Origin of the sequence: Vibrio amylolyticus (genome assembly GCF_023145695.1) — a bacterium.
Taxonomy (GTDB): domain Bacteria; phylum Pseudomonadota; class Gammaproteobacteria; order Enterobacterales; family Vibrionaceae; genus Vibrio; species Vibrio amylolyticus.
In genome coordinates, this window is the sequence record NZ_JAJHVV010000010.1 from 43,929 (window position 1) to 70,911 (window position 26,983).

General features: G+C 43.6%; 17 protein-coding genes. 11 read left to right on the plus strand and 6 right to left on the minus strand.

Features of this window, described 5'->3' with window-relative positions:
* Positions 1 to 60: 60 nt before the first annotated feature.
* Positions 61 to 2,853 carry a two-component sensor histidine kinase BarA gene (gene barA, locus KP803_RS15940; protein WP_248009851.1) on the minus strand — a complete coding sequence of 931 codons (2,793 nt, stop codon included), beginning with the start codon at positions 2,851 to 2,853 and terminating at the stop codon, positions 61 to 63.
* Between the two features lie 168 nt (positions 2,854 to 3,021).
* Between barA and rlmD the strand changes: the two genes are divergently transcribed.
* From rlmD to KP803_RS15970, 6 genes are all read left to right on the plus strand, one after another.
* The gene (gene rlmD / locus KP803_RS15945; RefSeq protein WP_248009852.1) at positions 3,022 to 4,341 is read left to right on the plus strand and encodes a 23S rRNA (uracil(1939)-C(5))-methyltransferase RlmD; all 1,320 of its coding nucleotides are present in this window, start codon (positions 3,022 to 3,024) and stop codon (positions 4,339 to 4,341) included.
* 83 nt (positions 4,342 to 4,424) lie between these two features.
* Complete coding sequence (relA, locus tag KP803_RS15950) at positions 4,425 to 6,647, plus strand: GTP diphosphokinase (protein ID WP_248009853.1); 2,223 nt, start codon at positions 4,425 to 4,427, stop codon at positions 6,645 to 6,647.
* A gap of 209 nt (positions 6,648 to 6,856) precedes the next feature.
* Entirely contained in the window at positions 6,857 to 7,693 is an 837-nt protein-coding gene (gene mazG, locus KP803_RS15955; RefSeq protein ID WP_248009854.1) for a nucleoside triphosphate pyrophosphohydrolase, read from the plus strand.
* 210 nt (positions 7,694 to 7,903) lie between these two features.
* Positions 7,904 to 9,544 (plus strand): CTP synthase, encoded by a 1,641-nt coding sequence (pyrG, locus tag KP803_RS15960; RefSeq protein WP_248009855.1) that lies wholly within the window; start codon positions 7,904 to 7,906, stop codon positions 9,542 to 9,544.
* A 92-nt stretch (positions 9,545 to 9,636) separates the two neighbouring features.
* Complete coding sequence (gene eno / locus KP803_RS15965; protein WP_248009856.1) at positions 9,637 to 10,935, plus strand: phosphopyruvate hydratase; 1,299 nt, start codon at positions 9,637 to 9,639, stop codon at positions 10,933 to 10,935.
* A 542-nt stretch (positions 10,936 to 11,477) separates the two neighbouring features.
* Entirely contained in the window at positions 11,478 to 12,659 is a 1,182-nt protein-coding gene (locus KP803_RS15970) for an MFS transporter (RefSeq protein WP_248009857.1), read from the plus strand.
* A gap of 54 nt (positions 12,660 to 12,713) precedes the next feature.
* Here KP803_RS15970 and KP803_RS15975 read toward each other — a convergent pair whose 3' ends face one another.
* The gene (locus tag KP803_RS15975; RefSeq protein ID WP_248009858.1) at positions 12,714 to 13,925 is read right to left on the minus strand and encodes a multifunctional CCA addition/repair protein; all 1,212 of its coding nucleotides are present in this window, start codon (positions 13,923 to 13,925) and stop codon (positions 12,714 to 12,716) included.
* An 86-nt stretch (positions 13,926 to 14,011) separates the two neighbouring features.
* On the opposite strand from KP803_RS15975, the gene KP803_RS15980 reads away from it, so the two are divergent.
* Together KP803_RS15980 and KP803_RS15985 are read left to right on the plus strand one after the other, a co-directional pair.
* Positions 14,012 to 15,667 carry an ExeA family protein gene (locus KP803_RS15980; RefSeq protein WP_427916963.1) on the plus strand — a complete coding sequence of 552 codons (1,656 nt, stop codon included), beginning with the start codon at positions 14,012 to 14,014 and terminating at the stop codon, positions 15,665 to 15,667.
* Positions 15,667 to 16,524 carry a general secretion pathway protein GspB gene (locus KP803_RS15985; RefSeq protein ID WP_248009859.1) on the plus strand — a complete coding sequence of 286 codons (858 nt, stop codon included), beginning with the start codon at positions 15,667 to 15,669 and terminating at the stop codon, positions 16,522 to 16,524. Before KP803_RS15980 ends, KP803_RS15985 begins: the two co-directional genes overlap by 1 nt.
* Positions 16,525 to 16,784: 260 nt before the next feature.
* On the opposite strand, the gene KP803_RS15990 is transcribed toward KP803_RS15985, so the two are convergent.
* The 3 genes from KP803_RS15990 to KP803_RS16000 all read right to left on the minus strand — a co-directional run bounded on the left by KP803_RS15990 (position 16,785) and on the right by KP803_RS16000 (position 19,656).
* Positions 16,785 to 17,396 (minus strand): TIGR04211 family SH3 domain-containing protein, encoded by a 612-nt coding sequence (locus KP803_RS15990; protein ID WP_248009860.1) that lies wholly within the window; start codon positions 17,394 to 17,396, stop codon positions 16,785 to 16,787.
* 190 nt (positions 17,397 to 17,586) lie between these two features.
* Positions 17,587 to 18,846 carry an inorganic phosphate transporter gene (locus KP803_RS15995; protein WP_248009861.1) on the minus strand — a complete coding sequence of 420 codons (1,260 nt, stop codon included), beginning with the start codon at positions 18,844 to 18,846 and terminating at the stop codon, positions 17,587 to 17,589.
* 129 nt (positions 18,847 to 18,975) lie between these two features.
* Positions 18,976 to 19,656 (minus strand): TIGR00153 family protein, encoded by a 681-nt coding sequence (locus KP803_RS16000; protein WP_248009862.1) that lies wholly within the window; start codon positions 19,654 to 19,656, stop codon positions 18,976 to 18,978.
* 205 nt (positions 19,657 to 19,861) lie between these two features.
* On the opposite strand from KP803_RS16000, the gene KP803_RS16005 reads away from it, so the two are divergent.
* Positions 19,862 to 21,379: a CYTH and CHAD domain-containing protein gene (locus KP803_RS16005; protein WP_248009863.1), complete on the plus strand. Its 1,518-nt coding sequence runs from the start codon at positions 19,862 to 19,864 to the stop codon at positions 21,377 to 21,379.
* 437 nt (positions 21,380 to 21,816) lie between these two features.
* Here KP803_RS16005 and KP803_RS16010 read toward each other — a convergent pair whose 3' ends face one another.
* A complete protein-coding gene (locus KP803_RS16010) occupies positions 21,817 to 22,608 on the minus strand; it encodes a potassium channel family protein (RefSeq protein WP_248009864.1) in 792 nt (263 codons plus the stop codon).
* A gap of 143 nt (positions 22,609 to 22,751) precedes the next feature.
* Between KP803_RS16010 and KP803_RS16015 the strand changes: the two genes are divergently transcribed.
* Together KP803_RS16015 and glnE are read left to right on the plus strand one after the other, a co-directional pair.
* Positions 22,752 to 24,008 (plus strand): methyl-accepting chemotaxis protein, encoded by a 1,257-nt coding sequence (locus KP803_RS16015; protein ID WP_248009865.1) that lies wholly within the window; start codon positions 22,752 to 22,754, stop codon positions 24,006 to 24,008.
* 133 nt (positions 24,009 to 24,141) lie between these two features.
* Positions 24,142 to 26,982: a bifunctional [glutamate--ammonia ligase]-adenylyl-L-tyrosine phosphorylase/[glutamate--ammonia-ligase] adenylyltransferase gene (gene glnE / locus KP803_RS16020; RefSeq protein ID WP_248009974.1), complete on the plus strand. Its 2,841-nt coding sequence runs from the start codon at positions 24,142 to 24,144 to the stop codon at positions 26,980 to 26,982.
* The last annotated feature ends 1 nt before the right edge of the window (position 26,983 follow it).

Genomic DNA, 26,983 nt, shown 5'->3' on the forward strand with positions numbered 1-26,983 from the left:
TTTCAATCGTTAGATATAGGATAGCGGAATGTGTATCAAGAGCAAAAATATTAGTTAAATTTAGTCAAGATAGTGCTGTGCAGTGGCTAGCACTTTATCCATTTCATCTTGCAGTTCAAACATTTCAGGTTCTATATCCTCTATATTACTACCAGAGCGAAGTGCGGTTTCGATGGTTGCACACACTTGTTTGAGTCTCGGTACGCCGCAGTAGGAGCAACTACCATGCAGTTTGTGAACATGGTGAATTAGCTCTTCGGTGTTGGTTTGCTCACCTTCTAAAGCATTATCGATATGTGCACTCACCTCAGGAATGAAACTCACTAGCATGGCAAGCATATCTTTTGCGAGATCCTCTTTATTTGCAGCCTGTTTCAATGCGGCTTGCCAATCGATAATAATGGTTTGATTGGCATCAGGAAAAGCAGCCTGCTCTGGTATATCCATGTTGCTATCAACCTCACCTTGAGAGATATCGAGTTTTTCGACTTCACCATCAACCGTATGCGGATTCCAGTGCACCAGAACCTGATGCAAAATATGCTCTTCGATTGGTTTAGTTAAGTAATCATCCATGCCAGCGTTGAGCAGGCGATCTCGCTCTCCTGCCATGGCGTGGGCGGTTACCGCTATGACTGGCGTATTGGCATTGAGTTCCGTCTGCTTAATTTTATGGCAAGCCGTGACACCATCCATATGCGGCATTTGAATATCCATTAATACGATATCAAAAGCGTGATTCTCTGCCTGCTGAACCGCGTCTTTACCATTCGTGCATGAAATAATACTTTCTACTCGTTCTTTCAGTAGCGCCGTGATCAACTTGAGGTTAGCAGGGTTATCATCCACGGCCATGACCTTAAGAGGCAATGTCTCATGGATCGAGGGTTCTATCACCGGAAGAAGTGTGGGAGGCTGATTCGCAATCATCGTCTGAAGTAGTTTCTTACGAGACAATGGCTTAGTAATACACTGAACATGATGTGACTGTATCAGATGGTCAGAGAGCGCTAATTCGGTGCTTGGTGTCCCCACTATGACATTCGGTGAAACGGCCTTCGCTTTTTCGACCCACTCTCCAATGGTCTCTACAGAAGCATTTTTGTTGGGTGCTAAGTTCAAAATGACGTAATCATAGCGTTCATTTTCTTCAGGCATACTTGAGCGATAAGTGACGATCAGTCCTTCTTGGGTTAGCGTCTGTTGAATAATAGACGCTGCTTGCATGTTCGGTTCAATCAGCAATAGGTGACGCTGTTCTAGCATTTTAGAGTCCACGGCAGGACTGATTGGCATATCCGTGATGTGCAATCTCAGCGTGAACCAGAATGTCGAGCCTTGGTGCAAACGGCTAGTTAGGCTAATTTCTCCCCCCATTTGGCTCACTAGTTTCTGAGTGATGACGAGTCCCAAACCTGTGCCCCCATAGCGACGGGAAATACTCGCATCCGCTTGACTAAAGGCTTGGAATAGCTGAGCTTGCTGACGCTCAGAGATACCGATACCCGTGTCTCTTACCATAAATTGAAGCTCAACCATGTCATCTTTTTGAGAGCGGAGTTCAACACTGATATCGATGTTGCCTCGCTCAGTAAACTTGATTGAGTTACCCACTAAGTTAGTGAGTACTTGCTGAATACGTAGCGGGTCACCCACTAAACCAACCGGAACTTTAGGGTCTATTTTAAGGGTAAGCTCTAAGCCCTTTTCGTGGGCAGAGGTCGCTTGTAGGCTGACGACCTCTTCAAGACTGTCTTGGAACTCAAATGGAATATTTTCTAGTGCCAGTTTACCCGCTTCCAGTTTTGAGAAATCCAATATGTCATTGATGATGCTAAGCAGGTTGTTTGCCGACTTTTCTATGGTTTGTAAGTAATCGGTTTGGCTATTAGTTAGCTGAGTTTTCAGCATTTGCCTAGTAAAGCCAATAACACCATTCAGAGGGGTTCGTAATTCATGGGACATATTGGCAAGGAATTCAGACTTCACTCGAGCCGCTTCTTGAGCGCGTTTCTTCGCAATATCCAACTCCACGTTCTGGATCTCGAGCTGCTCAAGCGTTTCACGAAGGTCAGAGGTGGCTTGGTCAATGCTGTGCTGCATCTCACTGTGGTAGGCCGATAGTGATTCCGCCATGGCATTAATGCCATTTTTAAGGGAATCTAACTCACCGTGCATTTTTCCTTCGATACGAACATCAATGTGACCGCGGCGAATACGCTGAATCATGTTTTTCATGTGCTCGATAGGGCGGGTGACATCGTGCATTAAACGCATAGCAAAAATAGCAGAAAGCCCAAGACCAAGTAGCAACACTAATACGGAAAGAACGATCTCTTGATATTGCTGAAGGCGCAGCGAAGAGAGATCAAGTTCAATTGCAATGTAGCCAAAGGCTTGGCTTTCTCCTTCCGTTTCAGTCGCAATAGCTAAGCGCGATTCAGGCAGAATAGGCGTTCGTAAAATCAGCGAATTGTCATCAATATGGGAAGAGCCATAAAGGGGAATCGGCTGATCTTTTGGGAACGTTAACGATTCGAAATTAGGGTGAAAGTTAGAGGTTACGAAAAGTTCGTGCTTAGAATCAAAAACCGCAATACTACGAACAAATTTGGAATTTTTTCGGTGAGAGTAACTGATTAAGCGGCGCACCGCTTCATGGCTCTGGTTTCTCATGCCATCTTCACTGGCAATGGCCAGCGGTTCTATAATATTTAACCCTGAATTAATCACTTGCATTTCGAGATCGTGGTAGCGATTAAAAGAAAAGAAGCTACTCAGCAGCAAGCCAATTATAAGGGTTGGCGCTAAAGTAAGGGTAATAACTCGCGCACGTAAGCCATATCTGGTCATTATTATCTAAACATCGTGGGTTGGATATGGGAAAATAACCCGCTAAGCGGATCATTAAGTGAATCACTTAGCTTAATCAAGTCGGCGCGTTTCGACAATATACCCAGTGAGAAATAGTGATACTGGGGGTAAATTAACCAGCAAGCAATTACTTTAGGCATAAAGAGCATGGCACGTTTTTTCCAACCAAAAAAGAAAACTCAAATCGAGACTAAGCATCAATCGGTGACAGTTGAAAAGCTTGATAATTTAGGCTCGGGTATTGCGTACCTGAATAAAAAGCCAGTGTTTATTGAGCAAGCGCTACCAGGCGAAAAAGTGGTTGTTCAACTCACCGAAAGCAAAAGTAAGTTCTCAAGAGCTAAGTTGATTAAAGTATTAGAGCCAAGTGAGAAGCGAGTCAGTGCCTTTTGCCAATATTATCAGCAGTGTGGTGGTTGTAACTTGCAGCATTTTGAATTAGATGCTCAACGTAGTTACAAACAGCAGTCGCTTAGCCAGTTAATGAGTAAATTTGCAGGGCAAGATCTAGCACTCTCAGAGATGATCTCAGGTGATGACAAAGGCTATCGTCGCCGTGCCCGCATTAGCTTGTTTGTTGATAAAAAATCTCGAGAGCTTCAGTTTGGCTTCCGTAAAAAACAGAGCAAACAGATCGTTAATATTGATCATTGTGGTGTACTTGAACCCAGCTTAAATGCACTTTTGCCTGAATTGAAATCGCTGTTATCAGGATTCAAGTCGCCAGAAAGTTTAGGCCACGTTGAGTTAGTGAAAGCGGATAATGGCATTGTGCTGGTGTTAAGGCACTTAAAATCGCTAAGTGAAAAAGATCACTCATCGTTAGTTGAGTTGGCGAATAAGCACCAAGCGACACTTTATCTGATGCCAAGTAATGATCAACTCGACTTAGTGACAGGGCTAAAGGCGACCTATCAAGAAGCGGGCGTGACACTTTCTTTCATGCCAAATCACTTTATTCAAGTGAATCAAGATGTGAATAAAAAAATGATCGACCAAGCGACAGAGTGGTTAGATATTTCGGAGAATGACCGTGTATTGGACCTTTTCTGTGGTTTAGGTAATTTCAGCCTGCCCATCGCTAAAAAAGCCACCAGTGTTGTCGGAATAGAAGGCGTGGATGAGATGGTCGTACAGGCAACAGAGAATGCGGTGGCGAACAAGCTAACTAACGCTCGTTTTTACCAAGCAAACTTAGAGCAAGAGCTAATTAAAGAACCTTGGGCTCAAGAAACATTCGATAAGGTATTGCTAGACCCAGCAAGAGCTGGAGCGAGTGGGATCGTTGATCAACTTTCACAATTTGGCGCGAAAAGCGTAGTTTATGTTTCTTGCAATCCTGCTACCCTTGCAAGGGATAGCCAAAGCTTGCTTGAACAAGGCTACCAGCTTAAAAAGTTAAGTATGTTGGATATGTTTCCTCATACTAGCCATTTAGAGTCAATGGCTCTTTTTGAAAAGCAATAAGTAACGAAAAAGAACAACCAAAATACAGAACTAACAGGGACGCTGTTAGTCAAAGGCATGATAATAATTTCTAGGATGAAAAGATGGTTGCGGTAAGAAGCGCACATTTAAACCCAAACGAACAGTTTGATTTAGATAACTGGGTGGCTAGCCTAGGACAAGAAAAGAACATCGCAAAACGGTTAAAAGAAGTATACCGCCATTGCGAAACGGTCGTGGAGGGGCGTGATGACGCTCAGCTACTATTGTGGCGCGGCCGAGAAATGAACGAAATTTTAGTGACCTTATCGATGGATAAGGCCACCTTAGTCGCTGCGCAGCTATTTCCATTAGTTTCCGCTGGCGCGTTTGAGCGTGAGCTGTTTGAAGAGAGTTACGGAAAAGAGACCATTAAGCTGATTGATGGCGTTGAAGAGATGGCGGCCCTTGGTCAACTAAATGTCACACTTGAGGGGAGCGCAGCTTCCGGCCAAGTCGATAACGTACGTCGCATGTTATTGGCGATGGTTGATGACTTCCGTTGCGTGGTTATCAAACTGGCAGAACGAATCTGCAACCTAATTGAAGTAAAAAAAGCGCCTGATGAAGTGCGTAGAGCGGCAGCAAAAGAGTGTGCCAATATCTACGCACCATTAGCAAACCGTCTCGGTATCGGCCAATTAAAGTGGGAAATCGAAGACTACGCATTCCGTTACCAACATCCTGACACCTATAAGCAGATAGCAAAACAGCTATCAGAGCGTCGTATTGTTCGTGAGCAATACATTACTGACTTTGTCGATGACCTGACGTCTGAGATGAACGGGGCGAGTATTAATGCTGAAGTGAGCGGGCGCCCGAAACACATCTACAGTATCTGGCGAAAAATGCAGAAGAAGAGTTTAGCGTTTGATGAGCTTTTCGATGTGCGAGCAGTAAGGATCATTGCAGACCAATTGCAAGATTGTTACGCCGCGCTAGGTATGGTTCACACCAAATATAAACACCTTCCAAGCGAGTTTGACGATTACGTCGCGAATCCTAAGCCAAACGGCTACCAATCGATTCATACTGTCGTTCTTGGCCCTGAAGGTAAAACCATTGAAATTCAGATCCGCACCAAGCAGATGCATGAAGATTCAGAGCTTGGCGTGGCGGCGCACTGGAAATACAAAGAAGGCGCGACAACGGCACGCAGTGGCTACGATGAAAAGATCACTTGGCTACGTAAACTGATCGACTGGCAAGAAGAGATGTCGGATTCAGGTGAGATGCTGGATGAAGTTCGAAGCCAAGTCTTCGATGATCGAGTATACGCCTTTACCCCAAGAGGGGATGTGGTCGATTTACCCATGGGTGCAACGCCACTCGATTTCGCTTATCACATACACTCTATGGTCGGCCACCGTTGTATTGGCGCTAAAGTTGCAGGGCGTATTGTACCTTTCACCCACAAACTGACCATGGGTGATCAAGTTGAAATCATTACTCAAAAAGAGCCGAATCCATCGCGTGATTGGTTAAACCCAACACTCGGTTTTGTTCATTCTGGTCGAGCGCGAGCTAAGATCAATGCTTGGTTTAGGAAAGAGAGTCGCGAGCAAAACCTTGAAGCAGGCAAAGAGATCCTCGAAGTTGAACTTGCTAAGATTGGTGCGTCATTAAAGCACGCTCAAGAATATGCGCTGAAACGCTTTAATGTGAATACAACAGACGAGCTTTACGCGGGTGTGGGCAGTGGCGACTTGCGTATTAATCAGGTTGTAAACCACATTAATGCGCTAGTGAACAAGCCAACGGCGGAAGAAGAAGATAAGCAAGCGCTTGAGAAGCTTCAAGAAGCCGAGAATAAGCCGGCCGTTCAAAGCCGCCCGCAAAAAGATGCGGTTGTTGTTGAAGGCGTCGATAATTTAATGACACACCTAGCGCGTTGCTGTCAGCCAATTCCGGGTGATGCGATAAAAGGCTACATCACACAAGGTCGAGGCATATCTGTGCACCGTGCAGATTGTGAGCAGCTAGAAGAGCTAAGTCATCATGCGAAAGAGCGTATCATTGATACTGTATGGGGCAGTGGCTTTGTCGGTTCTTACATCTTAACCGTACGCGTTGAAGCGATGGAAAGAAGTGGGTTACTAAAAGACATCACCTCGTTGTTGTCGAATGAAAAAATCAAAGTGACTAGCATGAAAAATCGCAATGATTACAAGCGTCAGCTTTCGATCATGGACTTTGATTTAGAGCTGACCAATATTGAGATTCTTAATCGAGTGACGACGCGGGTAGAGCAGATTAAGGATGTTATGTCGGTGAAGCGCCTCGGCTGATTTTTACTTCACATTTGGCTTTTTATCGGCGTTAGCGGCACTTACATCGCCCCATCACATAGGCGAGCTATGCTTAGGGGCCTCATAAGTTTGCTGCCTTGCTAAAAGAACCAACTGTTTAGTAAAACCTATCAAATATAGTAGAAATTTATAGATTGAAAGGTGAGTGGTTTTGGCTACTCACCTTTTTGTATAGAGGAATATGAGAAATGAGTCATCCAATTGAGCAATTAGAAAAGATCATGGTGCAGTTACGTGACCCAGAGAACGGTTGTCCTTGGGATAAGAAGCAAACTTTTGACACGATTGTTCCTCACACCATAGAAGAGACGTATGAAGTCGTAGATGCGATTCACAATAAAGATTGGCCAAACTTAAAAGAAGAGTTAGGTGATTTGTTGTTTCAGGTGATCTTCTATAGCCAAATGGCCAAAGAAGAAGGGCTGTTTGATTTTTCAGAGGTGGTTGATACGGTGAATGAAAAATTAACTCGTCGTCATCCTCATGTGTTTTCTGATGTTGAGTTTGAAGATGAAGCTGCGATTAACGCCAATTGGGAAATTGAGAAACTCAAAGAAAAAGCAGAATTGAAAGCAAAAGAACAAGTGAACGGAACAGAGTCATCGGTGGAAAGTATCTTAGATGCTGTTCCAAACTCTCTTCCTGCTCTTCCAAAAGCGGTAAAAATTCAAAAGAAAGTAGCTCAATACGGTTTTGATTGGGACACATTAGGTCCTGTCGTTGGTAAAGTGCACGAAGAAATTGAAGAGGTAATGGAAGAAGCCCTGCAAATAGAGATGGATTCAGAGCGAGTAGAGAGTGAGCTCGGTGACTTATTATTTGCTGTTGTAAACTTATCTCGTCATCTAGGACAAAATCCTGAATCGGCTCTGAGCAAAGCGAACTTGAAATTTACCAACCGTTTTAAAAAAGTAGAAGGGTTGGTAAATCAGAAAGATAAGCAACTAACCGACTTTAACTTAGAGCAGCTCGATGCCATGTGGGACGAGGTAAAACGTTTAGAAAAAGAGAATCAGAATAATTAGTAGCCACTATTGTGAGTTTACGATTGATTAAAAGTTGACTCATTTTAATTTTTGACTAACTTAAAAGTGGTCATACAAATTGATTTGAAGCAAAAAATAAAAAACCACAGTGTGATAGATTTCACGTTGTGGCGATAAGGGGCTTCTGGTATATTTACACCCCGTCCAGAAGTAGTCCATTTCCCTCATTCAACCAATTTCAGGTTAAACATGACGACAAATTACATTTTTGTTACTGGCGGGGTTGTATCCTCTCTAGGTAAAGGTATTGCAGCAGCATCGTTGGCTGCTATTTTAGAAGCTCGTGGTCTTAAAGTGACTATGATGAAGCTTGACCCTTACATCAACGTTGATCCGGGCACAATGAGCCCAACTCAGCATGGTGAAGTGTTCGTTACGGAAGATGGCGCTGAAACTGACCTTGACCTTGGTCACTACGAACGTTTCATTCGTACCAAGATGACTAAGCGTAACAACTTCACTGCAGGTCGTGTTTACGCAGACGTTCTACGTAAAGAGCGTCGTGGCGATTACCTAGGCGCAACTATTCAGGTTATTCCTCACATCACCAACTCGATCAAAGATCGTGTGATTGCAGGTTCTGAAGGTCATGATATTGCATTGGTTGAAGTTGGTGGCACAGTGGGTGATATCGAATCTCTACCATTTATGGAAGCCATTCGTCAGCTAGCGGTTGAGCTTGGCCGTGAACGCGCTATGTTCATGCACCTAACGTTGGTTCCTTACCTTGCAGCTGCGGGTGAAGTGAAAACGAAACCAACACAGCACTCTGTGAAAGAACTTCTGTCTATCGGTATTCAGCCTGATATTCTGGTTTGTCGTAGCGATCGTGTTATCCCTGCAAACGAACGTAAGAAAATTGCTCTTTTCTGTAACGTACAAGAAAAAGCAGTTATCTCAATGAAAGATGTAGATTCAATCTACAAGATCCCTCAATTAATCAAAGCTCAAGGTACGGATGACCTTGTATGTAAGCGCTTTGGTATTGACGCTCCTGAAGCTGACCTTTCTGAATGGGAACAGGTTATCTACGAAGAAGCGAACCCAACGGCTGAAGTGACTATCGGTATGGTTGGTAAGTACATCGAACTTCCAGATGCTTACAAATCAGTTAACGAAGCTTTAAAACATGCGGGCTTGAAAAATCGTCTAAGCGTAACCATTAAGTATGTAGACTCACAAGATGTTGAGTCTAAAGGTTTCGAAACGCTTGAAGGTTTAGACGCAATTCTAGTTCCTGGTGGCTTCGGTGACCGTGGTATTGAAGGTAAGATTCTTGCTGCTCAATATGCTCGTGAAAACAAAATTCCATACCTAGGTATTTGTCTTGGTATGCAAGTTGCCCTTATCGAGTACGCACGTAATGTTGCGGGTCTTGAAGGCGCACACTCAACAGAATTCAACAAAGAAACGAAGTACCCAGTAGTTGGTTTGATTACTGAATGGGTCGACGGTGAAGGTAAAGTGGAAGAACGTACTGAAACCTCTGACCTTGGCGGTACTATGCGTCTTGGCTCTCAGCTTTGTCACCTTGCGAAAGGCACGAAGGCTTATGAGTTATACGGTAGCGCGACGATCCATGAACGTCACCGTCACCGTTATGAAGTGAACAACAATCTTCGTCCACAAATTGAAAAAGCAGGCCTTAAAGTATCTGGTCTGTCAGCGGACAAGAAACTGGTAGAAGTTATCGAGAACCCAGAGCACCCATGGTTTGTTGCTGCTCAGTTCCACCCAGAGTTCACTTCAACACCTCGTGATGGTCACCCACTGTTTGAAGGTTTTGTAAAAGCAGCGGGCGATTACCAACGCGGTGAGTTTGAAAAGTAAGATTTTGAAGTAAGGAATACAGGCAGTTATATAGGAATTATATTACTGCCTTTAATTTGACATTTATATATTCAACGAGAAGGAAACATTCAATGTCTAAGATCGTTAAAGTTCTAGGTCGTGAAATCATCGATTCACGTGGTAACCCAACTGTAGAAGCTGAAGTACACCTAGAAGGCGGTTTCGTAGGTATGGCTGCTGCTCCATCTGGCGCATCTACTGGTTCTCGCGAAGCTCTTGAGCTACGTGACGGTGACAAATCACGTTTCCTAGGTAAAGGTGTTCTTAAAGCAATTGAAGCTGTAAACGGCCCAATCGCTGAAGCACTAATTGGTAAAGACGCTAAAGCTCAAGCTGACGTTGACCAAGTGATGATCGACCTTGACGGTACTGAGAACAAATCTAAGTTCGGTGCTAACGCTATCCTAGCTGTTTCTCTAGCGAACGCTAAAGCTGCTGCTTCTGCTAAAGGCATGCCTTTATTTGAGCACATCGCTGAGCTAAACGGTACTGCTGGTCAGTTCTCTATGCCTCTACCAATGATGAACATCATCAACGGTGGTGAGCACGCAGATAACAACGTTGACATCCAAGAGTTCATGATCCAACCAGTTGGCGCTAAGACTCTTAAAGAAGCTCTACGTGTTGGTGCTGAAGTATTCCACAACCTTGCTAAAGTTCTTAAGTCTAAAGGCTACAGCACTGCAGTTGGTGATGAAGGTGGTTTCGCTCCTAACCTTAAATCTAACGCTGAAGCATTAGAAGTTATCGCAGAAGCTGTTGCAGCTGCTGGTTACGAACTAGGTAAAGACGTTACTCTTGCTATGGACTGTGCTGCATCTGAGTTCTTCGACAAAGAAGCTGGCATCTACAACATGAAGGGCGAAGGTAAAACTTTCACTTCTGAAGAGTTCAACCACTACCTAGCTGAGCTAGCGAACAACTTCCCAATCGTATCTATCGAAGATGGTCTTGACGAGTCTGATTGGGCTGGCTTCAAGCACCAAACTGAACTTCTAGGCGACAAGCTTCAAATCGTTGGTGACGATCTGTTCGTTACAAACACTAAGATTCTTGCTGAAGGTATCGAGAAAGGCGTAGCTAACTCTATCCTTATCAAGTTCAACCAAATCGGTTCTCTAACAGAGACTCTTTCTGCTATCAAGATGGCTAAAGACGCTGGCTACACTGCAGTAATCTCTCACCGTTCTGGCGAAACTGAAGATGCAACTATCGCTGATCTAGCGGTAGGTACAGCTGCAGGTCAAATCAAGACTGGTTCTATGAGCCGTTCTGACCGTGTTGCTAAGTACAACCAACTAATCCGTATCGAAGAAGCTCTAGGTTCTAAAGCTCCTTACAACGGTCTTAAAGAAGTTAAAGGTCAATAATCTCTCTGGTTTTTAAACCAAAGGAATTATTAATCTAAGCTTTGAATGCCTCGCCTTATGCGGGGCATTTTTTCGTCTGAAGGAAATGAAGCAAAGAAACTCAAGGATCTAAAGCTCCTCCTTCAGTAACGAAAGCGGCCTTAAAGAAGTTAAAGGTCAATAATCTCTCTGGTTTTTAAACCAAAGGAATTATTAATCTAAGTTTTGAATGCCTCGCTTTATGCGAGGCATTTTTTTGTCTGAAGGAAATGAAGCAAAAGAAACTCTAGGTTCTAAAGCTCCTCCTTCAGTAACGAAAGCGGCCATAAATAAGTTAAAGGTCAGTAATTCACTCTTGGTTTTAAACCAAAGAAATTATTCATCTAAGCTTTGAATGCCTCACTTTATGCGAGGCATTTTTTTGTCTGTAAGACAACGCCTTGGGTTATAATTGGATGAATATTAAACGGATTTGCATTGCTGCTCGTGATACAGTCATAAGAAAAGTAAGGCTTCTTATTTAAGAAAGGATAAGAAAGGCGAAATTAGAGAAAGGATCTCTTATGTCCAATACGGCTTCAAGTTGGAAAACACCACAAAATTTTCTCGTTATCATCTCTATTATAGTGCCCATCGCTTTTTCAAGTTGGATGGCCCTGCTTAATAACTTTGTAATTGAAAAAGCCAACTTTGATGGTAGTGATATTGGTTTGCTACAAAGTGTTCGAGAGATCCCAGGCTTTCTTGCGTTCACTGCCGTATTTGTATTGCTGTTTATTCGTGAGCAGCGCTTCATGTTGCTATCTTTAGCCATGCTGACGTTAGGAGTAGCTTTGACAGGTTTCTTTCCAAGTCTTATTGGGCTGCTATTGACTACGGTTCTTATGTCGACAGGGTTCCATTACTTTGAGACGTTAAAACAATCCCTCTCCTTACAGTGGCTAAGTAAAGACGAAGCCCCAGAAATGTTAGGTAAACTAATCTCCGTTGGCGCCCTTGCGTCTCTTCTTACCTATGGCGCGATATGGGTGATGTTTGAACAGATCCAACTCGACTTCGTTTGGGTTTACTCTATTACTGGTGGAATCGGCTTTATATTGGTTCTATGGATTGCCTTTGCTTTTCCTGAGTTTAAAACAAAGACTCAGCAAAATAAGAAGTTAGTGCTGCGTAAACGATACTGGCTTTACTATGCTTTGACCTTTATGAGTGGCGCGAGAAGACAAATTTTTACCGTGTTTGCTGGCTTTCTCATGGTTGAAAAGTTCGGCTATTCCGTTGCGGATATCACGCTACTTTTCCTGATCAATTACCTGTTTAACTTTCTATTTGCCAAGCGGATAGGGCGCTTTATTGGTATGGTGGGTGAGAGAAAGGCGTTGATCTTCGAGTATGTAGGCCTTTTCTTTGTTTTTGTCGGTTACGGGCTAGTACAAAGTGCTGAGTGGGCTGCAGCACTGTATGTGATTGATCATCTCTTCTTTGCTTTGGCATTGGCGATAAAAACCTATTTCCAGAAGATAGCAGACCCTGCTGATATGGCGTCAACCGCAGGCGTCTCGTTCACCATTAACCATATTGCAGCGGTTGTCATTCCAGTCACGTTTGGGTTTATCTGGTTGGTGTCACCTTCAACGGTGTTTTACATTGGAGCGGCGATGGCAATGATTTCATTATTGCTGTCTTTTAACATCCCCAGAACACCTGAAGAAGGAAATGAAGTTCGTATCTTACGTTGGAATTAAAAAGGAAAATATCACCTTATCTCTTCGTCTCAGAGACAAGGTGATAGGACACCATTAGGCCTGTGCTATTGCTTCAATGCGTCGTTTATCCATTTCCGTTCTAATATCCTTTCCTTTAAAACCATTGGCAATAATATCCTGTACATTAACGCTTAGTGCCGCTTGATAAGCTTGCTCAAAGAGCTGCTTTTGCGGATATTCAATCTCTTCACATCCCGTTCTACCTCGGCTATCTGCCATGCAACAAAGCAAGATATCACTGAGGCGCTCTGGCTTTCTCCATACATCAAATTTATTCAGCACTTTCAGTTTCGTACTTGGTTTTAATTCTGCCGCACGGTGGATATTGGAGTGCTGCTCACACACCATTAAAGCGAGATCTTTAAATTCATTAGGAACACGGACTCGTTCACACAAATCTTTGATAAGTTTCAGGCCGGTATGACAATGTAGCTTGTGGCTTGGCCACTCTTCCTTTGGTGTTATACCTTTACCTAAGTCATGGACTTGAGAGGCAAAGCGAACAGGCAAAGAGTCAGAGAGCTGTGCCGCTTGCTTCGCGACCATAAGCGTATGAATTCCTGTATCGATTTCTGGGTGCCACTGCTCTGGCTGTGGAACACCAAAGAGCTGAGATATTTCAGGTAGAACGATCTGTAATGCGCCACATTCTTGCAGTACCGATAAGAATTCTTGAGGATTTTGTGTCGACAAAGATTTATACCACTCTTGCCAAATTCGCTCTGCAGTGAGGTGTTCTAACTCACCTGATTGGCTAATACGTTTCATGAGCGATAAGGTTTCTGGAGCAATGGAGAAACCTAAGTGTTTGAGCTTAGCGGCAAAGCGGGCAACCCGAAGTACACGCAGAGGATCTTCGGTAAACGCTTCAGAAACGTGGCGTAAAATACGATCGTTAAGATCCGATTGACCACCGTAAGGATCGATAATCTGACCTTGGTTATCCTGAGCTAACGCGTTAATGGTGAGATCGCGACGAAGAAGATCCTCCTCCAATGTAACATCAACTGAAAAGTGACATTCAAACCCAGTGTAACCCGCAGACGTTTTTCTTTCTGTACGTGCCAAGGCATGTTCTTGTTTTGTTTTAGGGTGGAGAAACACTGGAAAGTCATTTCCAACCGCTGTAAAGCCGTTTGCGAGCATCTCTTTAGGAGTACTCCCTACAACAACCCAATCTTTGTCATAGACATCAAGATTGAGCAATTGATCGCGAACTGCGCCACCTACTAAATATACTTGCACTTTAAATCCTTGAATTTCGTCGTTAGCCATTGGCGTTCAATGTCAGTAATGGTACTTTTCTTATCAGTTAAATTATAGAGACGAGAATGATGTATCAGGATTTTTTTACATTTAGTGAAGCACCATTTTCAATTGTCCCTAATTCTCGTTATCTGTTTTTAAGCCAGCGTCATAAAGAGGCGATACAACATTTAGAGGCTGGGCTTGGTGAAGGTGGCGGCTTTGCAATGCTGACTGGTGAAGTCGGGACGGGAAAAACGACGGTCGCTAAAGTCATGCTCGCTAACCTGGGTAACTCGACTCAAGCTGGGCTTATCCTCAATCCTACCTTCTCTAATATTGAGCTTCTTGAAGCGATTTGTGATGAATTCTCCGTGACTTATTCTGAAGGGGCGTCTCTCAAACAGCTTAGTCAGGCTATTTATCAGTTTTTATTAGATAACCATGGAAACGGTTTACAAACGCTGCTTGTTATCGATGAGGCGCAGCATTTGGCCGCAGACGTACTCGAACAGTTGAGACTGCTCACCAACTTAGAAACGGACAGTCAAAAGCTGCTAAAAGTCCTGCTGATTGGCCAACCCGAATTACAGCAAAAGCTAAAGACGCCACAGCTTCGCCAATTAGCACAGCGAATTACAGGGCGATACCATTTGCTGCCGTTAACGACGGAAGAAGCAGCGAAGTATATTCAGTTTCGTTTAGAAAGAGCAGGAGGCGATCCACAGCTTTTTCCTGTCAGTGGGCTAAAATTCATCGCGATCCAAACACTAGGGATCCCAAGGTTAATTAACCTAGTGTGTGATGCGGTGTTGAAATCGGCTTACCAAGCAGGCGTAAAACAACCGAATAAGCAGATCATTCAATCCAGTTGCCAAGAGGTGATGCAGTTTCAAACCTCATTCAGTGTGCCTTTAAAAAACACGCCACTGAGTTCGTCGAAACCAATGTTGATCAGTCTATCGCTTGGCGTTGTTGTATCAATAGCCATTTATCTAGGGTTCGCTACGTGGGCGAACGAGCTAAAAAGTAACTGGGGTACTTCTTCACAAATACAATCAGAGCCACAACAGGTTGTGAAAGAAATCCTTTCCCCTAAGTTGAAACAGCAGTTGATGCAATCTTCTACCTTAGAGCAATCCATTAGCGATTTATATCAAGTGTGGGGTTATCGAGCGAGTGTGTTAGACCGGCTTTGTGATAGTCATAGAGAAACATCACGCTTGTTTCACTGCGAACAGCAACAAGGCGATTGGAACGACCTGCTGACCCTGAATAGGCCTGTTGTTATCCACCTAGACATTGATCAACAAATTCGTTTTGCTGTTTTAAGCCGAGTTAATGCTGATTATTCAATTGAGCTGATTTTCAATGGGCAAAGAGTGGTTGTCGACAGCCATTGGATTCAGCCATTGTGGACCGGTGATTACCATTATATTTGGCAATCCCAGTTTAAAGAGGTATTAAGAAAAGGCATGTCGGGTGGGGCCGTTGCTCAGCTAGACAAAGTGTTGTCTGAGCTGATTGGTGAAACGCCAAATGCGTCTGCCGTGTTTGATGATCAACTAGAGCGTAAGGTTATGCTGTTTCAGCGCTGGCAGAATATGTCTGTTGATGGCATAGCAGGCCAGCAGACACTTAAAGCGTTAGAGCAATTAACTCAAAATAATGCACCTGAACTTAATGCACCAGAACAGCACACTCCTGCTAATCATGATAATCAACTCAGTGAGGTCCATTAATGTCTGAAATACTGAAGGCACTCAAGATCTCAGAGCAAAATCATCAGCGCTATGATGCTACCCCTATAGCGCCAATGAATCTAACTCAGAATACCGCTAACGTTTCTAAGTTAAGCATAGCGTTGGCTTTTATAGCGCCGGTTATAATGACAACTTCATGGCTTGGGTATGATGTCTATCGAGACTATCAAGCCTATCAGGCAAAACCGTCGATTGTGATGAAAGTCGAGCCTGAATTTATCGAAGTGGAAAGCGCGTTTAGTTCCTCACCTTACTTTCCACCAAAAGAACTAAAGTCGACGTATGTAGAAAACAGTAGAATTTCCAAAGAGACGCTCAAGGTTAACAACTCGGTTGTCGCTGAAACAGAGAGTCGTTCTGCCGTTGAAAGTGATCCTCAATTTTCCAGTCATGAAACTGTAGATACTGTGCTTGCTGTTCCAGCCTCTGAAACTAATGAGGCACTGGATTCATTATCTCAGCTTGATTTAAGTCAGTTCTCTCCTGAACTCGCTCAAAGAGTGCAATCTGCTTTTAACCACAGTGATGATGCAGTGAGTCAATTAAGCAATGTTGAACCTACCGATGCTTACGATCAAAATGAAGCTCAAGAGTCGATTAAACTCTCTCAGCGAGGAGCTGATTTTGTAGGTTTACTCCCATCGATGAATTTCCAAACCCATGTTTACTCAAGTCAGGTTGATAAGCGTTGGGTAAAGGTCAATGGCAGTGAGTATGTTGAGGGAGATCAGATAGGGATCGATGTTAGGTTAATTGAAATCAGGCAGCGTTACACCACGATAGAGTATCGAGACCAGTTGATAGAAATTCCAGCGCTGTTTGATTGGAAAGGGTAGTGGTACCAATCTCATCAATTATCTAGTCATTCTTGCTTGCTAAAATCCCTGATAATGGCGTTAAAGATTTTGTAGTTAGAATAACTAGCTACAAAATTTTTGCCTTATTCTAAGTGATTTTTTCTACGCAGTTTTATGACCATCTAATCAATGGGATTGGTACGATTTCAGGACATAATATTTGGGTATTAAAAAAGGTCACCGAGGTGACCTTTTTTATGTCTAAAGACTTTTTGATGCCTAAATACTAGGCTTCGAGCTTATGCCCAACCGTTTGGTGATTTCTTACGACGAGGCATCACATGAGGTAGCAATAGTCCAAACAATAGACCGCCACCTGCAACGCCACCACCGTACATGAAGTATTTCAGTAGTAGGTCTTCTTTTTGCGTATCTAGGCGAGCGCGAAGTTCACGCACTTCCGTTTGAGACGCCGTTAGCTGTGTGCTGATGTCGCTGTAATTTTGTTCAAGCTCAGAAATTTGCTGATTACGAACTTCTAGAGAATCAATCAGGCCTGCTTTTTCACTGTCGGCATTACCACGAGCATTTGAAAGCTGAGCTTTCACTGTCGTGAGCTCTTTCTCTAGCTTAGGCAAGCGAACAGCCATACTCTCTTGGCGCGTAACAAAGCGAGTCTCAACCCAACCTTTACGACCGCGAGTATCTTGAATTTGGCTATAGCCCGTCTCTTTATTTGTGTTGAGAAGAGTAATCTTATCGCCAGCATCAATACTGCCAATAATGCGGAACTGATTATTGGGGCCTGAGTGCATGTAAGTGAATAGTTTATCCGCGATGTAGCGGTCTTGAGCAAAAGCTGCTGGAATGGCCATAAGAGAGACCAAGACCATGCAAATCAGTTTCTTCACAGTGAATCCTTTAACAATCTTGAAGTTGGTTAAAATGTATATTGAACAGATAGTATGAATTTTCGTAAGGCCATGCAACAAAGAAGGGAGGCAAAGCCTCCCTTTCTGTGCGTTTGAGTCAATAATGACGCTACGCTTACAATCTACAAACCTTATCTTTGAATAAATAAAGTTTTAAACTGGCATCGTTCTACACAAACATACCTTGGATTGCATAGAAGAATACAACAGCTAATAGTGCACCTGCAGGGAGTGTAACGACCCAAGAGGCAACGATGTTACGCACAACGCCTAAGTTTAGAGCACCAATACCACGTGCAAAACCTACCCCTAATACCGCACCAACAAGCGTTTGTGTGGTTGAGATTGGCAGCCCTGTACCTGACGCTAAAACAACAGTACATGCAGTTGCTAACTGAGCAGCGAAACCACGGCTTGGCGTTAACTCGGTAATACCAGTACCAACAGTTGCCATAACTCTGCGGCCTAGGGTTGCAAGACCAATGACGATACCGAAGCCACCAAGTGGAAGAATCCACCAAGCAATCTTAGTTTTGCCTGCGATCTCACCCATGTTTTCAACGGTTGATACAACAGCTGACAGTGGACCGATCGCGTTTGCTACGTCGTTAGAGCCGTGTGCAAAGGCCATCGCACAAGCAGTGATAACCATTAGCACGGTGAAAACGCCTTCCACACCTGCAAATCCATGGTCATCTTCACGGTTAGCGAATTTCTTCTGAATGTATACGTAGCCCGCTACCATAACAATTGCCGATACCACGGCAGACCACATCCAAGCTTCGCCGTTGCTTAAGTGTAAACCAATGTGCTTTAGGCCTTTCTTAATCGTTACAAGTGCAACAACCATGGTGGTGATGAACATGTAAACTGGAACAAAGCGCTTAGCGTTGAACAGAGGATTCTCTGTATCAAAGATTAGGCGTTGTGCACTGACAAATATCATATAAGCAAAGAAACCTGAGATAACTGGTGTTATCAGCCAGCTACCCACGATACCTTGTACAGAGCTCCAATCGACCGCTTCAGTACCGACAGACACACACGCAAAACCGATGATGGCACCGATAATTGAGTGAGTCGTTGATACAGGCCAACCCATATAAGAAGCCAGTAATAGCCAAGTACCTGCCGCTAACAATGCAGACAGCATACCAAAGACTAAAACGTCAGGTTGGTGAGCAAATAAATCAGTATCGATTACGCCACGTCGAATAGTGTCGGTTACTTCACCACCAGCAAGATATGCACCGGCAAATTCGAAAATCATCGCAATGATGATGGCTTGTTTTACGGTTAGAGCTTTAGAGCCTACTGAGGTGCCCATTGCGTTCGCAACGTCATTTGCACCAATACCAATAGCCATCAAAAGACCGAAAGCCGCAGCAATAATAATCAGGACAGTGCCGTAGTTAGCAATAATATCCATCGTAATACCTAGTTGTTTAATAACAAGCGGAGCAAAATTTAGGCGCGTCAAACCCATCAGCGATAAAAATACTCATCGCCTAACCTGTCGCGTTTATATCGTGCTCTTCGTTATCGGGTTGCTTGTGATTTAAGAGCGAGAAAGCATTACTTCAAGACGAGCGCCTACACGCTGTGCTTGATCTGCAATACCACCAACCCACTCTAGAATTTTGTATAAGAACATAACGTCAATAGGGTTATATTCCGATTCAATTGCCATTAACTGCTGACGAAGTTGAATTTGAATTGCATCAGTATCATCTTCAATCAGATCCAGTTGATGGATCATTTCGGCAACAAGTGTGACTTCGCGTCCTTTAAAACCTGTCTCTAGCAACTCATCTAACTCATTAATTACTTTTTGAGCTTGATCAGCAGCATCAAGACAACGTTTAACATAAACGATGAAGTTTTCTTGAAGTTGTTCAGGGATAACCAATTGACGACCATAAACTCGGCCTGAAATGTCTTTGGCTAGGTTAGCGAGTTTGTCTTGTTGAGTTAATAACTCAAGCATGTCGGTACGATCGACAGGCATAAACAAACCGCGAGGAAGTTTGAGGCGAATTTCGCGCTTTAGCACATCAGCTTCTTTCTCTAAGTGAGAAATCTGAGCACGAATTTCTGCTGCTTTTTCCCAGTCACCTTTTGAAGAGACTTCAAAAAAGTTCACAAGATGAGAGCAACATTCATTAACGCACACTACGTGGCGCTGCAAAGGCTTAATAGGGGACTTTGCAAATAACCCCATTATTGTATTTACTGGCATGGCCATTCAACCTATTAAATATAACCTAAAAAGAACATACACCATTTCGTGGTGAAATGTTGAACGATGGCTATAAAGGCGCGCATGTTACCCCATTAAATCATTCATGAAAACTGTTTTAGATCATCAATGAGGTGATATTTCTCTCTTGCCCAGTTAACTAATACGCCATATCCTGTTGCTATCTGCTTTGAAAGGTACAGTTATGGAAACCGAGATAGAACTGAAGTTTTTTGTTTCACCAGAATTTTCAACGATTTTGCGTGAAAAAGTCACCGAGATGAAAATCCTTCAGCACAGTAGCCGTGAGTTAGGAAACACCTATTTTGATACACCAGATAACTGGCTGCGTCAGCACGATACTGGTTTACGGATTCGACGTTTCGATGATGTATTTATTCAAACCGTAAAAACAGCAGGTCGCGTTGTCGCAGGCTTACACCAACGGCCTGAATATAATGCAGAGCATACCTGTAATGACCCTATGCTCTCGCTGCACCCTGAAGATATTTGGCCACAAGGCCGTGATACTGAAACACTACAAGCGCAATTAACACCGTTGTTTACCACGAACTTCACACGCGAGCAGTGGCTGATTGGCATGGCTGATGGAAGTCAAGTTGAAGTCGCCTTTGATCTAGGAGAGGTAGTTTCAGGGGATAAACGTGACCCTATTTGTGAAATTGAGTTTGAACTGAAATCAGGACAAACAGATGCGCTATTCACCTTGGCTAGACAATTTAGTGAATTTGGTGGAATGCGCTTAGGTAACTTAAGTAAAGCGGCAAAGGGCTATCGTCTTGCTCAAGGACACCAAGGTGATGAAGTTAAGCCATTATCTTTGGTTGAAACCAATCGACATGATTCTGTCGAGTCTTGTTTTGTCCATTCACTAGAGCATGCGTTGTCTCATTGGCACTATCATGAGCAAATCTATTCTGAGCGAGAGTCCATTCAAGCGTTGCATGAGATTCGTCACTCGTTGAGCTTCATAAGACAGACTCTCACCATTTATGGTGGCATTGTACCACGCAGAGCAAGTGCCATATTACGTCAAGAGTTGAAGTGGTTAGAGCAAGAGTTAGGCTGGCTAAAACAATACGACTATCTATCAGATTTGCTGGAAGACAAAGGGCACGTCTTAAGAAAGCTTGAAGCGCGCAAATTTTTAGTCAGTGAGCTAAAAGGGGTTCAAGATGCGCTTCCAAACCGTGATGAGATACTAACGCTTCTCTCTTCAGCTCGGTACACTGGAATCTTGCTTGATTTGAGCCGTTGGATTTTGACTCGAGGCTGGCAACCATTTTTAGATGATAAAGCTCGCGAGCAGATGTCTCATTCCATCTCACCCTTCTCCGTTAAACAACTCGACCGAACATGGGCTGAGTTGATGGAGGCGTTCCCACCAGAAACGATACTGAGTAGTGAAGAGTATATAGAACAGCAGTACCGTTTGATGCGAAACCTCTATACAGGCGTCGGCTTCGCTTCCCTTTATGATGTTGAAGAGCGTAATAGCTTCCGTCTCCCATGGGCTGATCTCATGCAAGGCATTGATGATCTTCTTATGCTCGATCAACTCAAGCCTTTTGTTGAAAAACTCGAGGGTGACGAACAAGATCAGTTGCAGCGTTGGTTAGTTCGTCAAGAAGCCTCTATTCTGCATGCTATGGAGCAGACGCGTATTATCTGTATTGAAGCGGAACCGTATTGGCAAAAATAGTAATGCTTTGATTAGCCAAATGATCGTTTAACGCCTTAGCCACTCACTTAAATGCAAAGTGGCTAAACCATTTTTAGGGAAAAGTTATTAGAAAGGCCGTGGACTATTCTTTACTTCAGTTCTGTAATTAGCCGTAATTTGACAGATAAGGCCTAGGCTGAGTAAGGATAAAACGTACCCTGAAATAATTAGTATTGATTGATACGACTCAAGACGCTCTTGGGTAATATTAAAAGCGGGGAGTGTTAAAAGTAGTACCCAGCCAAGGGCATAAAATGAGACATACAGAATTGCGAATTTCATTGATTTAGACAAAGCATAACCCTCTTATATTCGTGAACATGGAGATAATAAGGAAGTTACAGTCGCAAATGTCAGCCTAATATCGGCTTTAGTAATAGTATTGTCAGTTACCTTTTGTAACTTAACTTACTCATCTAGGCACTACCGTTTCCCTTCGTAGTATCGCAATGACCTTGTTTTATTATGTTCTCTTCCATCTTGTTTAGTCGTTGTAATATCTCAGCTTGTTGCTGAACGATCTCATTGAGTAGGCGTTCTTTATTTTCCAACCTTTGAGTTTGCTTTTTGGTTGGGGAAGTAATCATGGAAGTAATGAGGCCTGAAATCGCACCAAAGATACCGACCCCACAGATAATGAGCGCAGAGCCTAACATTTTTCCATTGGCCGTCACGGGGTAGTGATCGCCGTATCCAACGGTAGAAATGGTCACTAGAGCCCACCACAGGGCGTCACCACCATCTTGAATATTTCCTCCTGGATTCTTTCCTTCAATAAACAGCATCATGCTTGAGCCGACTGTGAGTAAGAAAACCAGTAGTAACAAGATTGAAGCGAGTGTTGTTTCTTTTCGATTTGAAAAAATCTGACTAAATATGTGTTGCCCAGAGCGGAAAATAAGAATGAGACGAAGTATCGAGAAAATTCGAGCGTATCTAAGCGGCTCGATCATCGGTAAGCTCGCCAGAAAGTCGATCCAGTGCTTTTTCATATATTGCACTTTGTTTGCGGCTCGGATCAAATCTATCGATAGCTGCAAAATAAAAATGCTACAGATAACAAAGTCGATGCCGATAAGTACCTGACGTGTTTCAGGATTCAAAGGCATAAACAACAAGCCAGAGATCACAAATAGCGCCATAAAAGACAAGATCAGTGACAATAAGCTCATTGGTCTGGTGTCATTTTTGATATCATCTTTATTCATACGAGGCTCGAAATAAATTAGAGGCTAGGGCGTTTGCACTAGCTAAAAACAGTCTACTCAATATACATGACATCCATAAGATGTTGAAAATATAGAGTGAGACATAATGACAAAATTAGAGACAAATTTGCGGAGAACGAACAATGGCTAGGATGGTATTCAAACCATGGGAGCGAGTAATCACCAATACTCGTTTAGTTCCAAAGATGATCTTATTGATGGTGATGAGCACCATTTTAATTGTCACAAAGCAGCTTTGGGATGCAAGTACATTTCATGATGCTCTTTTAGTGGCAACAGACAATGCAGCGGTTGCTCAGCAACATTATGAAGCGTATTTGGTTCAGGTTCTATGGCAAACTATTATAATGATCGCGTTCTTCGTTGTGATCTTGCTAGCTGCAGCGCGCGTTATGTTACGTCAAACTCAGTATTTAAGTGACTCAATCAAGCAGATGGCGAATAAAGATCTCTCTGTGGAGATCATGATGGATTGTAAAGATGAGTATGGCGATGTGGCTCGTGAACTTGAAATCACGCGTCGCCAACTGCAAGAGATGATAAAGATGCAGGTTGAGTCCTCTCAAGAGCTATCGACATTAACTGAGGTTATGACGATGAGCATGTCGGAGACGAAAGAGTCAACGCAAGAAGAGTTCAGTGAAATTGACCAGCTTGCGACCGCAATGAGTGAAATGAGCTCAACGGTTCAAACCGTTGCCGATCATGCACAAAGTGCTTCTTCATTAACAGAGAGCGCATCAACTCAAGCGCAAACGGGCCAACGTTTTGTCCAAGACAGCGTGACAAAGATGAGTGTTCTTTCTCAAGATATTAGTGCATCAGCTGGAGCGGTAAACCAAGTTGAAGAGAGTGTCGATTCTATCGGTAGTGTAGTTGGAACCATTCAGGGTATCTCTGAGCAAACGAATCTACTAGCACTGAATGCTGCGATTGAAGCGGCGCGTGCGGGTGAGGCGGGTCGTGGTTTTGCTGTGGTTGCGGATGAGGTTCGAAATCTTGCGCAACGCACACAACAAGCAACGGTTGAAATTCAAGAGATGATTAGCCAGTTGCAAACGAGTGCAACGTCAGCTGTCGAATTGATGGAAAAAAGCGTGGTTGAGGCTGCTGAAGGCGTTGAGCTTGTCACAAATGCAGGTAGCGAGCTTGATGGTATCGTTAGCCAAGTCACTCAGATCAACGATATGAACTTCCAAATTGCTACGGCAGCAGGCCAGCAAAGCAGTGTTGCCGGTGAGATGGATCAAAACCTAACAAACGTACGTGAGCTTGTTGAAGCATCAGTACTTGTGATTGGTGAATTACTAGAAACCTCTGAAATCATGCAAAATAATGCGGAAGAGCTCGATAAAAAGATCACATCGTTTAAAGTCTAAATTCACGTTCTAATGATAAAAACGCTCACTTCGCATGGTGGGCGTTTTTTTATGGCTTAAGTTTGTTATAACTATGGCTATTCGTTTTAAAATCCTCTCAAGACGTTCTCTAAGTGACGCACAAGGAAGCAGTATGCTATTGCCTGATAAACTTATTCCTATTTCCGACTCGGTGTTTGAAACCTTGATGGCTAAACCCGCTTTTGAATCGTGGCCTGAAAATCGCACTGATGAACTGAAGTTGATATCAGGTCTGAGCCAGTTTATCACTGAGGCACTGCAGCGAGATGAGGGTTTGATTGAACAACTGCCAATCATGCTTGAGGATAATTCTCGCTGCGCTGATTACCGCCAACGTTTAAAAGCACTACTGGATCAGTGCAGTGATGAGGCGGCAGGTCATCGAGTATTACGACAATTTCGAAACAGAGAAATGAGCTATATTGCATGGCGTGACTTTTTAGCCTCTTGGGAACTTGAGCAAAGCCTCCAGCATTTATCAGAGCTTGCTGAAGCGATGATTTTCGAAACCTACCAGTGGCAGTACAAAATCTGTTGCCAAGAGTGGGGAACACCTTGTAATAGCGAAGGTACCCCACAGCCGATGCTCATCATTGGTATGGGTAAACTGGGCGGAGGTGAGCTGAATTTCTCTTCTGATATCGATTTAATCTTTACCTACCCAGAAAACGGTGAAACTCAGGGCGCTAGACGCAGTATTGCCAACGCTCAGTTCTTTACTCGCTTAGGTCAGCGAATCATCAAAGCTCTCGACCAGCATACCTTTGACGGCTTTTGTTATCGTGTGGATATGCGCCTTCGACCGTTTGGTGAAAGTGGCCCGCTAGTGATGAGTTACGCTGCGTTAGAAGACTACTATCAAGAACAGGGGCGTGATTGGGAACGTTACGCGATGATCAAAGCGCGAGTGATGGGCAGTGAGATGTATCCGGAATATCAGGAGCTGCGTAAAATGCTGCGTCCCTTTGTTTTCCGTCGTTATATCGATTTCAGTGCAATTCAATCTTTGCGTCGAATGAAATCAATGATCAGCAGTGAAGTGAGAAGACGTGGCCTAAGCAATAACATCAAGCTGGGTGCTGGTGGTATTCGTGAAGTTGAGTTTATCGCTCAAGTGTTCCAATTGATTCGTGGTGGACGTGAGCCAAGCTTACGTGGTCGTGGTCTACTTGAAACCTTACAAGCGATAAAAGAGTTAGCACTGCTTGATGAATTCGAAGTCGATAACTTATCCAACGCTTATCTGTTTTTGCGCCGTACTGAAAACTTGATACAGGCGATGGCTGACAAGCAGACACAAACATTACCTGACTCGGAAATTGAGCAGCTTAAGTTAGCGGTCGCTATGGGCTTTGAAAGCTATGTAGAGCTGACGGCTGAGATCGCGGCACACATGAAAAATGTACACGATATCTTTGAAGAGCTTATCGGTATTGAAGAAGATCAATGTGATACTGCCGCGCCACATTTTCATGAACTGTGGGACATGGCAGCCGAGCAAGATGTGATTGAAAATATTCTTGATAGCGATTTGGCACAAACACAAGCTGAATCGTTGGCGAAGACAATCTTCCAATACAAACAAGATCTTGCTAAGAAGACGCTTGGTCCCCGTGGTCGTGAAGTGCTCAATCGATTAATGCCCAAAGTATTCTCAACCTTATTTGCACATAAAGATGCACAATTTGGTTTGTCGCGAGTACTTCACTTACTGCATAAGATCGTTACAAGGACGACTTATTTGGAGCTCCTTGATGAGCATCCCGCGGCGTTGACTCAATTGATACGTTTGTGTACCGCAAGTCCAATGATCTCAGAGCAACTGGGTCGCTATCCAATCTTGCTGGATGAGCTTATTGACCCTCAGCACCTATATAACCCCGTTCCACTTGATTCTTATAAAACCGAACTTCGTGACTATCTGGCACGTATTCCTGAAGATGATATGGAACAACAGATAGAAGCGCTACGTCAGTTTAAACAGATCTGCATTTTGCGTATTGCGGCGGGTGATATTGCAGGCGTGTTGCCTATCACCAAAGTGAGTGACCACTTAACCTACTTAGCGGAAGCGATTGTCGAAGCGGTGATCAATCAAGCATGGCAACAGATGGCTGAAAAGTATGGGGTTCCTACTCATGTCAATGATCGAGGCGGTAAAGGGTTTGCCGTAGTCGGTTATGGCAAGGTTGGAGGATGGGAGCTTGGCTACAACTCTGATCTCGATATTGTCTTTATGCATGACTGCCCGGTCAATGTGTACACTGATGGCAAGAAAGAAATTGATGGTAGGCAGTTTTACCTCCGCTTGGCTCAGCGTATTATCCACATTTTCTCAATCCGTACTGCATCAGGCATTCTCTATGAAGTTGATACGCGTTTACGACCGTCAGGTGCTTCTGGCTTATTGGTGAGCCCAACGGATTCGTTTGATGAGTACCAACATAGCGATGCTTGGACATGGGAACATCAAGCTCTGGTCAGAGCCAGAATGATTTATGGTGATACGCCGCTACAGCAAGCATTTGCTAAGACTCGTCAGGATATTCTGTGTCTTGAGCGAGAGCAGGAAGCGCTGAAAAAACAGGTCACTGATATGCGTATTAAAATGCGTGACCATCTTGGCGGGAAAAAATCGGGTCGCTTTATGTTAAAGCAAGATCCTGGTGGTATAACCGATGTAGAGTTTCTAGCGCAATATCTGGTGCTTAACTTTAGCCATGAGAAGCCAAAGTTATCACGTTGGTCTGACAATATTCGCCTGTTTGAGTCGATGATAGCTCAAGGTGTGATGGATGAAGCTCAAGCGATGGGGCTCATTAAGGCGTATATTGAGATGCGCGATCAGATCCATCACCGGAACCTGCTCAACCTTGATGCGGATGTCGCAGAAGATAAATTCATTGATGAACGAGCATTAGTGACGCAAGTTTGGAAGCAGTGGCTAGAATAAA